The 13,641-nt window shown below is 69.7% G+C and carries 17 protein-coding genes; 9 read left to right on the top strand and 8 right to left on the bottom strand.

The features are described 5' to 3' along the window. Nucleotides 1-10 precede the first annotated feature (10 nt). Nucleotides 11-925 carry a LysR family transcriptional regulator gene (locus tag AXA74_RS05745; RefSeq protein ID WP_032955712.1) on the bottom strand — a complete coding sequence of 305 codons (915 nt, stop codon included), beginning with the start codon at nucleotides 923-925 and terminating at the stop codon, nucleotides 11-13. Nucleotides 926-1,087: 162 nt separating this feature from the next. Here AXA74_RS05745 and AXA74_RS05740 point away from each other — a divergent pair, with 162 nt between their 5' ends. Both AXA74_RS05740 and AXA74_RS24125 read left to right on the top strand, forming a co-directional pair. Next, on the top strand, nucleotides 1,088-2,638 hold the full coding sequence (locus AXA74_RS05740) for an MmgE/PrpD family protein (protein ID WP_032979673.1): 1,551 nt from the start codon (nucleotides 1,088-1,090) through the stop codon (nucleotides 2,636-2,638). Between the two features lie 18 nt (nucleotides 2,639-2,656). After that, the gene (locus tag AXA74_RS24125) at nucleotides 2,657-2,803 is read left to right on the top strand and encodes a hypothetical protein (protein ID WP_155271760.1); all 147 of its coding nucleotides are present in this window, start codon (nucleotides 2,657-2,659) and stop codon (nucleotides 2,801-2,803) included. 4 nt (nucleotides 2,804-2,807) lie between these two features. On the opposite strand, the gene AXA74_RS05735 is transcribed toward AXA74_RS24125, so the two are convergent. Beyond that, a complete protein-coding gene (locus AXA74_RS05735) occupies nucleotides 2,808-3,425 on the bottom strand; it encodes a LysE family translocator (RefSeq protein ID WP_032979649.1) in 618 nt (205 codons plus the stop codon). Nucleotides 3,426-3,553: 128 nt separating this feature from the next. On the opposite strand from AXA74_RS05735, the gene AXA74_RS05730 reads away from it, so the two are divergent. Further along, nucleotides 3,554-4,015: an Lrp/AsnC family transcriptional regulator gene (locus AXA74_RS05730; protein ID WP_029580652.1), complete on the top strand. Its 462-nt coding sequence runs from the start codon at nucleotides 3,554-3,556 to the stop codon at nucleotides 4,013-4,015. Here AXA74_RS05730 and AXA74_RS05725 read toward each other — a convergent pair. Next, nucleotides 3,987-4,454 (bottom strand): winged helix-turn-helix transcriptional regulator, encoded by a 468-nt coding sequence (locus AXA74_RS05725; protein WP_126623572.1) that lies wholly within the window; start codon nucleotides 4,452-4,454, stop codon nucleotides 3,987-3,989. The genes AXA74_RS05730 and AXA74_RS05725 overlap by 29 nt on opposite strands. A gap of 77 nt (nucleotides 4,455-4,531) precedes the next feature. Here AXA74_RS05725 and AXA74_RS05720 point away from each other — a divergent pair, with 77 nt between their 5' ends. Further along, entirely contained in the window at nucleotides 4,532-5,749 is a 1,218-nt protein-coding gene (locus AXA74_RS05720; RefSeq protein ID WP_032979650.1) for an MFS transporter, read from the top strand. On the opposite strand, the gene AXA74_RS05715 is transcribed toward AXA74_RS05720, so the two are convergent. Further along, on the bottom strand, nucleotides 5,691-6,563 hold the full coding sequence (locus AXA74_RS05715; RefSeq protein WP_029580649.1) for a phosphonopyruvate hydrolase: 873 nt from the start codon (nucleotides 6,561-6,563) through the stop codon (nucleotides 5,691-5,693). The two genes, AXA74_RS05720 and AXA74_RS05715, sit on opposite strands and share 59 nt — an antisense overlap. Nucleotides 6,564-6,737: 174 nt before the next feature. On the opposite strand from AXA74_RS05715, the gene AXA74_RS05710 reads away from it, so the two are divergent. Genes AXA74_RS05710 through AXA74_RS05700 form a run of 3 tightly spaced genes read left to right on the top strand, consistent with a single transcriptional unit; the run spans nucleotide 6,738 to nucleotide 8,059 of the window. Continuing rightward, nucleotides 6,738-6,917 carry a DUF3008 family protein gene (locus tag AXA74_RS05710; protein WP_029580648.1) on the top strand — a complete coding sequence of 60 codons (180 nt, stop codon included), beginning with the start codon at nucleotides 6,738-6,740 and terminating at the stop codon, nucleotides 6,915-6,917. A gap of 32 nt (nucleotides 6,918-6,949) precedes the next feature. Continuing rightward, a complete protein-coding gene (locus tag AXA74_RS05705; protein ID WP_032955716.1) occupies nucleotides 6,950-7,501 on the top strand; it encodes a helix-turn-helix domain-containing protein in 552 nt (183 codons plus the stop codon). A 12-nt stretch (nucleotides 7,502-7,513) separates the two neighbouring features. Then, entirely contained in the window at nucleotides 7,514-8,059 is a 546-nt protein-coding gene (locus AXA74_RS05700; RefSeq protein WP_032979651.1) for a GNAT family N-acetyltransferase, read from the top strand. Here the strand turns inward: AXA74_RS05700 and AXA74_RS05695 are convergent. The 4 genes from AXA74_RS05695 to AXA74_RS05680 all read right to left on the bottom strand — a co-directional run bounded on the left by AXA74_RS05695 (nucleotide 8,056) and on the right by AXA74_RS05680 (nucleotide 11,388). Then, a complete protein-coding gene (locus tag AXA74_RS05695; RefSeq protein WP_029580645.1) occupies nucleotides 8,056-8,511 on the bottom strand; it encodes a PaaI family thioesterase in 456 nt (151 codons plus the stop codon). The two genes, AXA74_RS05700 and AXA74_RS05695, sit on opposite strands and share 4 nt — an antisense overlap. Continuing rightward, entirely contained in the window at nucleotides 8,508-9,107 is a 600-nt protein-coding gene (locus AXA74_RS05690; protein ID WP_029580644.1) for a TetR/AcrR family transcriptional regulator, read from the bottom strand. Before AXA74_RS05690 ends, AXA74_RS05695 begins: the two co-directional genes overlap by 4 nt. A gap of 33 nt (nucleotides 9,108-9,140) precedes the next feature. Further along, nucleotides 9,141-10,289 (bottom strand): thiolase family protein, encoded by a 1,149-nt coding sequence (locus tag AXA74_RS05685; protein ID WP_032979652.1) that lies wholly within the window; start codon nucleotides 10,287-10,289, stop codon nucleotides 9,141-9,143. A gap of 145 nt (nucleotides 10,290-10,434) precedes the next feature. Next, nucleotides 10,435-11,388 carry a LysR family transcriptional regulator gene (locus AXA74_RS05680; RefSeq protein ID WP_032955719.1) on the bottom strand — a complete coding sequence of 318 codons (954 nt, stop codon included), beginning with the start codon at nucleotides 11,386-11,388 and terminating at the stop codon, nucleotides 10,435-10,437. 101 nt (nucleotides 11,389-11,489) lie between these two features. On the opposite strand from AXA74_RS05680, the gene AXA74_RS05675 reads away from it, so the two are divergent. Both AXA74_RS05675 and dkgB read left to right on the top strand, forming a co-directional pair. Beyond that, the gene (locus AXA74_RS05675; protein ID WP_029580640.1) at nucleotides 11,490-12,692 is read left to right on the top strand and encodes an MFS transporter; all 1,203 of its coding nucleotides are present in this window, start codon (nucleotides 11,490-11,492) and stop codon (nucleotides 12,690-12,692) included. A gap of 32 nt (nucleotides 12,693-12,724) precedes the next feature. Further along, entirely contained in the window at nucleotides 12,725-13,531 is an 807-nt protein-coding gene (gene dkgB / locus AXA74_RS05670) for a 2,5-didehydrogluconate reductase DkgB (protein ID WP_029580639.1), read from the top strand. Nucleotides 13,532-13,641 lie beyond the last annotated feature (110 nt).

Genomic DNA, 13,641 nt, shown 5'->3' with positions numbered 1-13,641 from the left:
CTGCCCGCGGTCATTGCGCCCCGGCGCGGCGGTCGAGATTCCAGGGCGCCTGCCGCATGGACTCGGCCAGGAAATCGATGAAGGCGCGGATGCGCGCGCTCAGGTGCCGCCGCGAGCGGTAGATGGCATAGATGGGCTCCGGAAAGCAGAATTCCTCCAGCAGCGGCACCAGCTCGCCGCGGCGGAAGTCGTCGGCCACCATGAATTCGGGCAGCCGCGCGATGCCCAGGTCCGTGCGCGCCATCTGGTAGAGCAGGTCCGCCAGGTCGGCCGAGACGCGGTAGCGCGCCGGCACTTCGCGCACCCGGCCGTCCTGCAGAAAGGGCCAGGACTCGCGGCCCGGCAGCGAATAGGACAGCAGCTCATGCCGCTCCAGGTCGGCCGGCGTGCGCGGACGGCCATGGCGCGCGATATAGGCCGGCGTGGCGCAGAGAATACGGCGGCTGGTGGCGATCTTGCGCGCCACCAGCGAAGAGTCCGTGGTCGCGCCGAACCACACCGCCACGTCCATGTCGTTGGTCAGGCTCTCGAAGCGCGCGGCCACCCGGAACACCAGTTCCACATCGGGAAAACGGCGCACGAACTCGGGCAACAGCGGCGCGATCTGCGAACGCGCGAATGACAGCGACGCATGCACGCGCACCGTGCCGTGCGGGGCGCGCTCCAGCGCCTCGGCCAGGCCGTCCAGGTCGGCCGCCGCGTCGATCACGCGGCGGATGTATTCGAGATAGATCTCGCCTTCGCGGGTGAGCACGGCCGAGGCCGTGCCGCGGTCGAAGGCGCGCACGTTGAAGCGCCGCTCCAGCCGCGCGATCAACTTGCTGACCGTGGAGGGCGAGAGGTTCAGCACGCGCGCGGCGGCCGAAAAGCTGCCGCTCTCGGCCACCGTGACAAAAACATGGAAGTCCTCCAGACGGTCGAACATTGCCGCGCTCCAGGTGTCCGGCCGATTGTAGGGGCTCATCCGGGCTTGTGAACGGAATTCACAGCGGCTGTGCGGGCCGCGCGGCTATTGGCGCGGCGCCAGCGGGCCTATGCTTTTGTCGCGCGCCGCCCCGGCGCCTGCCCGAAGGAAGAGACCCGACCCATGACATCCGTATCCCCCGCCGCTCCCGGCCTCCAGCTGCACGAGGTGCGCGTCTACCCCAGCGCCGACACACCGCCGCGCGAGCAATTGCTGGCCTGGAAGCTGGCCGAGGCGGCCCTGGACGACACGCCGCTGGACGACGATGTGTCGGCCATGATCGTCAACCGCGTCATCGACAACACCGGCGTGGCCGTGGCCGCGCTGCTGCGCCGCCCGGTGGCCAACGCCCGCGCCCAGGCCCTGGCCCATCGCCACGAGGGAGGCGCCACCGTCTACGGCCTGCCCCCCTCGGTCCGGGTGCATTGCGAATGGGCCGCCTGGGCCAACGGCGCGGCCGTGCGCGAGCTGGACTTCCACGACACCTTTCTCGCCGCCGACATGAACCATCCCGGCGACATGATCGCCTCCGTCCTGGCCGTGGGCCAGCAATGCGGCGCGTCCGGCGCCGACCTGCTGCGCGGCATCGCGGCGGCCTATGAAATCTCCGGTGGCCTGACCAAGGGCATCGCGCTGCACACCCATCGCGTCGACCACCTCACCCATATCGCCGCCGGCATGGTGGCCGGCATCGGCGCCATGCTGCGCCTGCCGGCGCCGACGCTCTTCCAGGCCCTGAACCACGCCGTGCACGTCACTGTGACGACCCGCCAATCGCGCAAGGGCGACATCTCTTCGTGGAAGGCCGTGGCGCCGGCCCATGCCGGCAAGCTGGCCGTCGAGGCCGTGGACCGCGCCTTGCGCGGCGAGACCTCGCCCACCCCCATCTACGAGGGCGACGACAGCCTCATCGCCTGGATGCTCGACGGCCCGCAGGCGCGCTACCAGGTGCCCTTGCCGCGCGCCGGCACGCCCAAGCGCGCCATCATGGAAACCTACACCAAAGCCTATTCGGCCGAGATCCAGTCCCAGGCATGGATAGACCTGGCGTTCCGGCTGCGCTCGCGCATCGGCGACACCGACGCCATCGACAGCGTGGTCATCACCACCAGTCACCATACGCACCGCATCATCGGCAGCGGTTCGAACGATCCGCAAAAGTACAACCCCGAAGCCAGCCGCGAGACCCTGGACCACAGCCTGATGTACATCTTCGCGGTCGCGCTGCAGGACGGCCGCTGGCATCACATCGATAGCTATCGCGCCGAGCGCGCGCGGCGGCCCGACACGCTGCGGCTGTGGCGCAAGGTCAGCACCCGTGAGGACGCCTATTGGGACCGTCTCTACCACGACCCGGACCCCGCGCGCCGCGCCTTTGGAGGCCGCGTGCGGATCACCTTGCGCGGTGGACAGATCCTGGAGGACGAGATCGAAGTGGCCGACGCCCATCCTCGTGGCGCCCGGCCTTTCGGCAGGCAGGACTACCTCGCCAAGTTCCGCGAACTGGCCGGCGCCCATGCCCTGCCCGCCGAACAGGACCGCTTCCTGGAGGCGGCGCTCGGGCTGGCCGCGCTGCCGGCCGGCGCCCTGGCGGCGCTGAATATGCAGATCCCGCCCGCGCTGCTGGCCGACGACGGCCTGCCACGCGGCATTTTCGAGCGCCGCGGCGGCTAGCCCGCGGCGGCGCAGGCCTTGCGCTCGGAAGTGATCTACCCGCGCGCCCCCCAGGCCGGCGGCGAGGTGGCGGCCAGCACGCCCGAGCAGTTCTCGCGGCACCTGGGGGAGGAAATGGCGCGCTGCGCCAAGGTCATCAAGGCGTCGGACATGCCGGCCGAATAGCGCTTCAATCCAGCGACAGGCGCAGGGCAAACGCGGCGAGCACGCTGGAGAAGGCCCAGCGCTGCACCGCCTGGGCGCGCGGATGGCCGCGCAGCCAGCGGCCCAGCCGCGCCGCGCCCAGGGCCAGCGCCAGGTCGACCAGCAGCCCGAAGACCACCAGGATCGCGCCCAGCACCATCATCTGCGGCACGACCGGCCCGGGGCGCAGGAATTGCGGCAAGAAGACCGAGCAGAACAGCAAGGCCTTGGGATTGAGCATATTGCCCATGAAGCCGCGCAGCATGCTGGCGCGCAAGGCGCCCGGCGCCAGGCCCTGGGGCGCATCCAGCCGGAAGGGCGGCGAGCGGAAGACCTGGATGGCGATCCATAGCAGATAGGCCGCGCCGGCCAGGCGCACCGCGTGATAGAGCCAGGGCGCGTTCTTGAGCAGCACCGCCAGGCCGCAGGCCGACAGGGTGACATGGGCGGCCCGCGCCATGGCCAGGCCCGCCGCCGTCGCCAGGCCGGCGCGTACCCCGCGCGCCGCGCTGGTCTGCAGCATCAGCGCCATGTCCGGCCCAGGCAGGGCATAGACCATCAGCAAGGCGCCGATATAGAGCGACAACAGGGAAAAAGACAACATGGCGGACCTCGAAGACAGGGCGTCATGATGCACCCAAGGCCCGGGCGATATCCGGCATTTTTTACCGATCAAGCGCGTATGATTGGAGGATTCCTGCTCGTTTTGAACGATTATTGAAGGATTTACGCATGGAAGACCTGGATCGCATCGACCGCGCCCTGCTGCAGGCCCTGCAACAGGACGGGCGCATGCCGGTCAGCCGGCTGGCCGAACAAGTCAATCTGAGCGAGACGCCCTGCGCCCGGCGCCTGAAGCGCCTGGAGAGCGAAGGCTATATCGAACGCTATCGCGCCGTGCTGTCCAAGCGCGCGCTGGGCCTGGGCGTGACGGCCTTTGCCCAGGTGCGTTTCAGCAGCCATGACCGGGCGCTGTCGGATCGTTTCGAACAGGCGGTGCAAGCCCTGCCCCGCATCGTGGCCTGCCACAACATCTCGGGCAGCGCCGACTACTTGCTGCAGATCGTGGCCGCCGACCTGGAGGAATACGGACGCTTCGTGCGCGACGTGGTGCGCAGCCTGCCCGGCGTGGCCTCGGTGGAATCCATGCTCTCGCTGCAGGAGGTCAAGCGCGAGACCGGCCTGCCGGTTTGAGCACCGGCAGCTTGCACACCTCAGTGTCTTCGGGACGCAAGACCTCGCCGGCCTGGCAACGCGGCTGCATGTCGGCCAGCGGCTTGCCATGCTGCTTGTCGACCAGCACCGAGTGCGCCTCGCCGGGCGCATAGAGGTGGCGCTCGCCCCACTGCCGCAGGCTGACGATCAGCGGAAACAGGTCGCGGCCTTTGTCGGTGAGCTGGTACTCATGGTGTGGCCCGGCCGGCACGGTCTCCAGGATGCCGGCCTGCACCAGCTTGCGCAGCCGGTCGGCCAGCATATTGCGCGCGATGCCCAGGTTTTTCTGGAAACCATTGAAACGGCGCTCGCCGTCGAAGGCGTCGCGCAGGATCAGCAAGGCCCAGCGGTCGCCCAAGAGGCCCGCGCCGCGGGCCACCGGGCAGGGGGTGTAGTCGGACGCCATATCCTGGCCCATATCCCTACGATTAACAAGGTTGCATTTTAAAACTTCCGTCTCTACACTCGCAACGGTTTTAATTTGAAACCTACATCATGCCAACCGCGCGAGACCTCCCGACCCCGCTGGTGGCCCTGTTTGCCGTGGCCTGCGGCATCAGCGTGGCCAATGTCTATTACGCCCAACCCTTGCTCGACGCCCTGGCGGCCGACTTCGGCATCGCGCGCGGCGCGGTGGGCGGTGTCATCACGGCCACGCAGATCGGCTGCGGCCTGGCCCTGCTGTTCGTCGTCCCCCTGGGCGACATCTGGCCGCGCAAACGCCTCTTGCTCGTCCAACTGGTTTTGCTCACCTTCACCCTGCTTGCGCTGGCCGCCAGCCGCCACGTCGGCCTGCTGCTGGCCGGCATGCTGGCCCTGGGCTCGCTGGGCACGGCCATGACCCAGGGCCTCATCGTCTACGCGGCCGCCGCGGCGGGCGAGCATCAGCGCGGCGCCGTGGTGGGCGCCGCCCAGGGCGGCGTCATGGCCGGCCTGCTGCTGGCGCGCACGGTCTCCGGCCTGATCGCCGACCTGGCCGGCTGGCGCGCCGTCTATCTCGTCTCCGCGCTGTTCTGCCTGCTGCTGTCGCTGTGCCTGGCGCGCCTGTTGCCGCCGCCGGCGCCCGCCCAGGCCATGCGTTACCGCGATCTGCTCGCCTCGCTGGCGGGGCAGCTGCGGCGCAATCCCGTGCTGCGCGCCCGCGGCCTGCTGGGTTTCTGGATTTTCGCGGTGCTGGGCCTGTTCTGGAGCGCCATGGCCCTGCCGCTGGCCGACGCCGGGCTGTCGACCGCGGCCATCGGCGCCTTCGGCCTGCTGGGCGTGGCCGGCGCGCTGGGGGCGGCGCGCGCCGGGCGGCTGGCCGACCAAGGCCATGCGCAGGCCACCACGGGCTGGGCCTTGGCGCTGATGCTGCTGTCGTGGCTGCCATTGGCCGCGCTGGGCCAATCGCTCTGGTGGCTGGGCCTGGGCATCGTCCTTCTGGACCTGGCGGCGCAGGCGGTGCATGTGACCAATCAAAGCCTCATCCTGGCCGCGCCGCCTGCCCTGCATGGACGGCTGATCGGCGGCTACATGCTGTTCTATGCCGCCGGCAGCGGCGCCGGCGCCCTATTCACCACCCATCTGTACGCCTGGGCGGGGTGGCCGGCCGTATGCGCCGCGGGCGCGGCGGCCAGCGCCTGCGCCCTGCTCTGCTGGCGGCGATCGGCCGCGCTCAGCGCAGAAAACGCTTCTCCAGCTCGCGCATCGCGGCATCGCCCTGCAGGGCAATGATGTCGTTGACCGTGGGCAGTTGCGCGTCCACGCCGGCAATGCCGCCTTCGGCGCGGATGCGCGCGAAGACCTCGCGCATGGCGCCGACCGCGGCCCGGATGGCGTGATTGCCGTAGATCACCACGCCCACCTTGCGCAGTGCCGCGATATCGGCCTCGCGCAGCTGCGGGTAGGCCGTGGGCACCAGCACCAGCGGCGCCTCGCCGCGCCAGGCGCGCACGAAGTCCAGGATCTCGTCCGGGGTCTTCTGCTTGGAATGGATGAGAATGGCGTCGGCGCCTGCCTCGACATAGGCGCTGGCGCGCCGCAGGGCCTCGGCCTGGCCAAGGCCGGCGATCAGCGCCTCGACGCGGGCGATGACCACGAAATCCGGATCGCGCCGCGCCGCCACCGCCGCCGCGACCTTGCCCTGGAAGGTCTCGATGGACACCAGCTCCTGGCGCGCGCGCTCGCGCAGGCTGGTGTCCTTGGGAAAATGCTTGTCCTCCATGACCACGGCCGACACGCCGGCGGCTTCGAACTGCGGCAGCACATAGGCCACGTTGACGGCGTTGCCGAAGCCGGTGTCGATGTCGGCGATGACGGGCACGCTCACGCGCGCGGCCATCGCCCGCATCATGTCCAGATGCGTGGACAGCGGCAGGATGCTGGCGTCGGGCACGGCGTGGCTGGCCGACAGCTCGAAGCCGCTGCCCCAGATACCGTCGAAGCCGGCCTGCTCGGCCAGCACGGCCGACAGGGGATTATGGGCCGCCATGGCCGTGAACAGCCGGCCTTCGCGCAAAGCCTGGCGCAATACCTGGTGACGAGTCATTCAAAGTCTCCGCATCGGATGCTGGCGGCCACTGTAATGCCGGGCCCGCCGGCGCGCAAACCATGCCGTTGCATCCCGCTACGAGGCGTAACCCCGGGGGCCGCATCGGCGGCGATAGCATGGAATCGCAGGCCCGCCCTGCCCGTTGCCAACCTGTCCTGCAAGGAGGATGCCATGCCCGCCAAATCGAAAGCCCAGCAAATGGCCGCCGGCGCCGCCCTGGCCGCCAAACGGCATGAAACCCCGGTCGGATCGCTCAAGGGCGCCTCGCGCCAGATGTATGACTCCATGACCGAAAAACAGCTGGAAGAATTCGCCCATACCAAGCGGCGCGGCAAACCGCGTCACGCTTGACGGATTTCCATATTCGGGAAAAAATCCCGAATATGGAAAACACACCTCCCGAGTTCGACCAGCAGCTTGCCCAGCGTCTGAAGGCCTTGCGCGTGGAGCGGGGCTGGTCGCTGGACGAACTGGCGCGGCGCAGCCAGGTCAGCCGGGCCACGCTGTCGCGGCTGGAAAACGCCGAGGTCAGCCCCACGACCAGCGTGCTTGGCCGCCTGTGCGCCGCCTTCGGGCTCACGCTCTCGCGCCTGCTGCGCATGGTCGAGGAGGACTTCCCGGCCCATGTGCCGCTGGCCGGCCAGCCCATCTGGCGTGATGCCGGCTTCACCCGCCGCTCGGTCTCGCCCCCTGCGCGCAACTTGGCCGGCGAGGTGCTGGCCTGCGAGCTGGCGCCCGGCACCTGCATCGACTACGACGCGCCGCCGCGCCCCGGCCTGGAGCACCATCTGGTGCTCATGCAGGGCGACCTGGACATGACGGTCGACGGGCGCCGCCACCGGCTGGCGCCCGGCGACTGCCTGCGCTACCAGCTGCATGGCGCCAGCCGCTTTCTCACCCGCGCCGGCGCGCAGTATTTTCTCTTCCTCCTCTGACCCCGTCCTCCCATGACCCTCCTCCAAGCCACGCGCATCGGCGCCCTGTCGGCCAGCGACCTCGACACCCACCTGCCGGCCCTGGCCGACGTGCTGCAAGCCTGTGTCGCCGGCGGCGCCAGCGTCAACTTCCTGCTGCCCTACTCGCGGGAAAACGCCGCGGCCTTCTGGCGCGAGAAAGTCAGGCCCGGCGTGCAAAGCGGCGGCCTGCACCTGCTGGCCGCCTGGCGTGGCGATGCGCTGGAGGGCACGGTGCAACTGGACCTGGACACCCCGCCCAACCAGCCGCACCGCGCCGAAGTCCGCAAACTGCTGGTGCATCCACGCGCCCGCCGCCTGGGCCTGGCGCGCGCCCTCATGCTGGAGGCCATGGCCGAGGCGGCGCGGCGCGGGCGTCATTTGCTGACCCTGGATACCGTCAGCGACAGCCCGGCCGAGGCCCTGTACCGCTCGTTGGGTTTCGAGGTGGCGGGCCGCATCCCCGGCTACGCCATCGACCCCCATGGCGCGCGCGCCGAGTCCACCACGCTGATGTACCGGCGCGTGGACCGGCGCTAGCGCTTGCGCGCGAACACCAGCAAGGTGGAGGTGGCCGATGCCAGCAGCCGCCCCTGGGCGTCGGTCAGGCGTGCTTCGGAATACCCCACGCGCTGGCCCAGGCTCAGCACCCGGCCTTCGGCGCGGATCAGGCCGGTGTCGCGCGTGATGGCCTTGTGATAGGCCACCTTGAGTTCCAGCGTGGTGTAGGCCTGCTCGGCGCTAAGCTGCGAATGCACCGCACAGCCGCAGGCCGAGTCCAACAGGGTGGCGGCATAGCCGCCATGCACGGTGCCGATGGGATTGTAGGCATGCGCGCCCGGGATGCCGGCAAAAACGGCGCGGCCGGGCTCGACTTCGACGAAGTCGAAATCCAGCGACTCCAGGATGCCGGGCTTGCGGCCCGAGGCCATCAGGGCACGCAGCTGCGCCAGGCCGTCCAGGCCCGAACCGACTTCTTCTACCAGACTCATGTTTGCATCTCCCCGGGCAGGCCCAGGCGTTGTTTGAGAAATTGTCGCGCCCGCGCCAGCGATCGCGCGGCTTGCGCGTCATCGGGTTCGGCGCGGGCCAGTGTGAGCTGCCCCACCAGCTCGGCCAGCAGGGCGCGCGCCTGCCCGGCGGGATCGTCCCGGCCCAGTTCGGCAAGCGCTTCGGCCAGCGCGGCCTGCAGCGCCTGCGAACCGGCATGGAAGGCCAGGCGGGCCGGCGGCGCCAGGCGCGGCGGCTCGCCGGCCAGCGCGGCCAGCGGGCAGCCGCGGCCGGGCGCGGCGCGATGCTCGGGCGAAAGATAGCGGTCGATATAGTGCGCCAGCGCGGCGCCGGGCTCGCGTCCTTGCCGGCTGCGCGCCCACCACCGCAGGCTTTCCTCGAACATGCGCGCAATGGCGGCCGCGACCAGGGCGTCTTTGTTGGCGAAGTGGGCATAGAAGCCGCCGTGGGTCAGGCCGGCGGCGCTCATCACCGCCGCTACGCCCACCTGCGCCGGGCCGGCATCGCGCATGGCGCGCGCCGCCTCGGCGACGATGCGCTCGCGGGTTTTCTGTTTGTGCTCGCTGTCGTAACGCATGCTGTCCTCGTTCCAAGCCGCCACGATACGCGACTACACGGCTTCGAGCACCGTCGCGATGCCCTGGCCGCCGCCGATGCACTGCGTGGCCAGCGCATAACGGCAGCCCTCGCGGCGCAGCAGCTGGGCGGCCTTGCCCGTGATGCGCGCGCCCGTGGCGCCCAGCGGATGGCCCAGCGCGATGGCGCCGCCGTCCAGGTTGACGCGCGCCGGGTCCAGGCCCAGCTCGCGTATGCAGGCCAGCGCCTGCGAGGCAAAGGCCTCGTTGAGCTCCACCACGCCGATGTCTTCGATGGACAGGCCCGCGCGGGCCAGGGCGAGGCGGCTGGCCGGCACCGGGCCCATGCCCATGAATTCCGGCGCGCACCCGGCCACGGCCGTGGCTTTCACGCGGGCCAGGATGTCCAGGCCATGCCGGCGCGCGAACGCCTCCGATGTCACCAGCACGCCGGCCGCGCCATCGGTCAGCGGCGACGCGGTGCCGGCCGTCACCGTGCCGTCGAAGGCCGGACGCAGCGCCGCCAGCCCCGGCAGACTGGTTTGCGGCCGCAGGCACTGGTCGGCCACCACATGCAGCCCATCGGGCGTAACGACCGGCGCCAGCTCGCCGGCCAGGCGGCCCTGCGCCTGGGCGCGCGCGGCTTTCATCTGCGACTCGAAGGCAAAGCGCTCCTGGTCGGCGCGCGAGATGCCGTGGCGCGCCGCGACGTTTTCGGCCGTGCGCCCCATCGGGATATAGGCCTCGATGCCGATGGGCGCATCGGGATGGTCGGGCGACACGAAACGCGGATTGGGCGAGAAGGTGAGCCCGCCCTGCGGCACCATGCTCATGCTCTCCACGCCGGCGGCGATGAAGGCCTCGCCCGCTCCGATGGCGATCTGTCCGGCCGCCATGTGCACGGCGGACATCGATGAGCCGCAGAAGCGGTTCATGGTCATGCCGGGCACGCTGACCGGAAATCCCGCGAGCAAGGCGGCGATGCGCGCGATGTTGTTGCCCTGTTCGGCCTCCGGATAGGCGCAGCCCATGAACACATCGTCGATCAGCGCCGGATCCAGGCCCTGCGCCAGGGACCGCAACACCACGGCGGCCAGGTCGTCCGGGCGGGTCCGCGCCAGGACGCCCTTGCGGGCGAAAGCGAAAGGGGTACGGGCAAAGCCCGCGATGACAGTGCTGGACATCTCGTATCTCCCGGCCGTGGCGGCTTTATATGACGATCATCATATTAATATGATGATCGTCATATCCACAAGCGCCGTACCGGCGCAGCGCGTCGACGCATTCCTGCCGCGCATGCGTGGCGCAGATCGGCCATTTCGCCTTTTTTCACAGCCGCTTCGAGGGCGCGCTCTGGCCGCTGGTGGGCGACTGGCTGGCGGCCGGCGCCGAGGCCTCGCGCACCGCCTCGGCCAGGTAATCGACAAAAGAGGCGATGCGCGCCGAGATCGCGGTGTTGCGGTAGTAGACCGCGTTGATGGGCTGGCGCTCGTCGATGGTGTAGCGTGCGAGAATCTGCTTGAGACGGCCGCTGGCGCGGTCCTCGCCCGTCATGAAGTCGGACAGGCAGACGATGCCCATGTCCTGCAAGGCCAGCTGGCGCAGGGTCTCGCCATTGGAGGCCCAGATCGTGGGCGTGATGTAGCGGCGCTCGCCCGCCTCGTCGCGCAGCGGCCAGTAGTTCAGCGCGTCGGGCTGGTTAAAGCCCAGCAGGCTGTGGCCGCTCAGCAGCTCCGAAGGATGGCGCGGCGTGCCGTGGCGCGCCAGGTAGGCGGGGCTGGCCAGGATGCGCAGCCGGCCGCTGGCGATGGGCCGGCTGTGCAGCGTGGAGTCCTTCAGGTGGCCGATGCGGATGGCCACGTCGGTGCGCCGCTCCAGCAGATCGATGAAATGTTCGCTGCTGTTGAGCTCCAGCTCCACCTGCGGATAGCGTTCGCGATAGCCCTGTATCAGCGGCACGATGACATGCAGCATGAAAGGCGTGGCGGCATCGACCCGCAGCCGTCCCGAGGGCTGGCCGCGGCGCACCGCCATGGCTTCCTCGGCGCCCTCGACCGCCTCGATGATGGCGCGCGCCTGCACCAGGAAGGCCCGCCCCTCTTCCGTGAGCTCGATGCGGCGCGTGGTCCGGTGCATGAGCGTGGTCTGCAGTTTTTCTTCCAGGCGGCCCAGGGCGCGGCTGGCGGCCGAGACGGTCTGGCCCAGTTGCTGGGCCGCCGCCGTGAGCGAGCCGCTGTCGACCACGGCCAGAAAAGCCTGGAGTTCTTCGAGCGTAATCTTCATTTTTGACTTTTTATCAAAAGTATTTCGCTTATAAACGGGTTTTTCTGCAAAAGTAAAGCGCGCAAACTTCCGCCATCGTCTCTCACCCAGGAAGTTTGTCCATGAATCCCTCCTCCACCGCCGAGCCCTCCGGCGCCAAGGCCGCCCTGCCCTTGCTGGCCCTGGCGGTCGGCGCCTTCGGCATCGGCACCACGGAATTCGGCCCCATGGGGCTGCTGCCGGTCATCGCCGAAGGCGTCGGCGTCTCCATCCCCACGGCCGGCATGCTGGTCAGCGCCTACGCCATCGGCGTGATGGTGGGCGCCCCTCTCATGACGCTGGCGCTGGCGCGCTGGTCGCGCCGCAAGGCCCTCATCGCGCTGATGGGCATCTTCACGCTGGGCAACCTGCTCTCGGCCTTGGCGCCCGACTATACGACGCTGCTGCTGGCCCGCCTGGTCACCAGCCTGAACCATGGCGCGTTTTTCGGCCTGGGCTCGCTGGTGGCGGCCAGCCTGGTGCCGCGCCACCGCCAGGCCAGTGCCGTGGCGGCCATGTTCATGGGCCTGACCATCGCCAACATCGGCGGAGTCCCCGCGGCCACCTGGCTGGGCCAGGCGCTGGGCTGGCGGCTGTCCTTCGCGGCCACGGCCGGCCTGGGGCTGATCGCCATGCTGGGCCTGCGCCTGGCGTTGCCGGCCGGGCAGGCCGGCAGCCGCCCCAATGTCGGCGCCGAGCTGTCGGTGCTGACCCGTCCGGCCGTGCTGGCCGCCCTGGCCACCACCGTGCTCGGCTCGGGCGCCATGTTCACGCTCTACACCTATATCTCGCCCACGCTGTCGGCGCTGACCGGCGCTTCGCCCGCCTTCATCACCGGCATGCTGGTCTTGATCGGCGTGGGTTTCTCGCTGGGCAATATCGCTGGCGGGCGGCTGGCCGACCGCTCCCTGGACGGCAGCCTGATCGGCTTTCTGGCGCTGCTGATCGCGGTGATGCTGGCCTTCCCGTGGCTGGCGGCCACCCATGCCGGCGCGGCCATCGCCCTGCTCATCTGGGGCATCGCCACCTTCGCCGTGGTGCCGCCGCTGCAGATGCGCGTGATGCGCGCCGCCTCCGAGGCCCCCGGGCTGGCCTCCTCGGTCAATGTGGGCGCCTTCAACCTCGGCAATGCGCTGGGCGCGGCGGCCGGCGGCGGCGCCATCTCGGCCGGCCTGGGCTATGCGGCCGTGCCGGTCGCCGGCGCGCTGATCGCCGTGGCCGGCCTGCTGCTGGTGCTGTCGCAACTGCGGCGCTCGCGCCGCGCCCTCGGCGCCCAGACCTGCTGATCCTTTTTCAATCTTCCGCGATACCTATCATCATGAGCATTGTTCCTTCCTTTGGCCTGGGCACCTTCCGCCTGCAGGGCCAGACCGTCATCGACGCCGTGCGCACCGGCCTGGAGCTGGGCTACCGCGCCATCGACACCGCGCAAATCTACGGAAACGAGGCCGAGATCGGCCAGGCCATCGCCGAATCCGGCGTGGCCCGCGACGATCTCTTTCTCACCACCAAGATCTGGGTCGACAACCATGCCCACGACAAGCTGATCCCCAGCCTGCGCGACAGCCTGTCGCGGCTGCGCACCGACCGCGTGGACCTGACGCTGATCCACTGGCCCGCGCCGGGCAAGGGTGTGCCGCTGGCCGCCTATATGACCGCGCTGGCCGAGGCCCGCGAACTGGGGCTCACGCGCCATATCGGCATCTCCAACTTCAATATCGCCCTGACCGGCGAGGCCATCGCCGCGGTCGGCCGCGAAGCCATCGCCACCAACCAGATCGAGCTCAGTCCCTACCTGCAGAACCGCAAGCTCGCGGCCTATCTGCAGGCCCAGGGCATCGGCGTGACCTCCTATATGACCCTGGCCTACGGCAAGGTGCTCAAGGACCCGGTCATCGGCGCCATCGCGCAAGCCCGCCAGGCCACGCCCGCCCAGGTCGCCCTGGCCTGGGCCTTGCAGCTGGGCTATAGCGTCATCCCCTCCTCCACCAAACGCGAAAACCTCGCCAGCAATCTGCTGGCCCGCCAACTGCGCCTGGAGGACGAGGACATGGGGCGCATCGCCACGCTGGAGCGCAATGGCCGCGAAGTCAGCCCCGAGGGACTGGCGCCCGAGTGGGATTGAGCGCGCCTGCCCGGGTCGCCGCCGGGGCGAAGACGCCCCGAGTCTTGGCCCGCGGATTTTCCCGGTCCTGGGATTGAGTACGAAGTTGATGGGGAGTGCGAGGCAGGATC

Source organism: Bordetella hinzii LMG 13501, from assembly GCF_001548475.1.
Taxonomy (GTDB): domain Bacteria; phylum Pseudomonadota; class Gammaproteobacteria; order Burkholderiales; family Burkholderiaceae_B; genus Bordetella; species Bordetella hinzii.
This window is presented reverse-complemented; position numbering and strand designations above follow the sequence as displayed.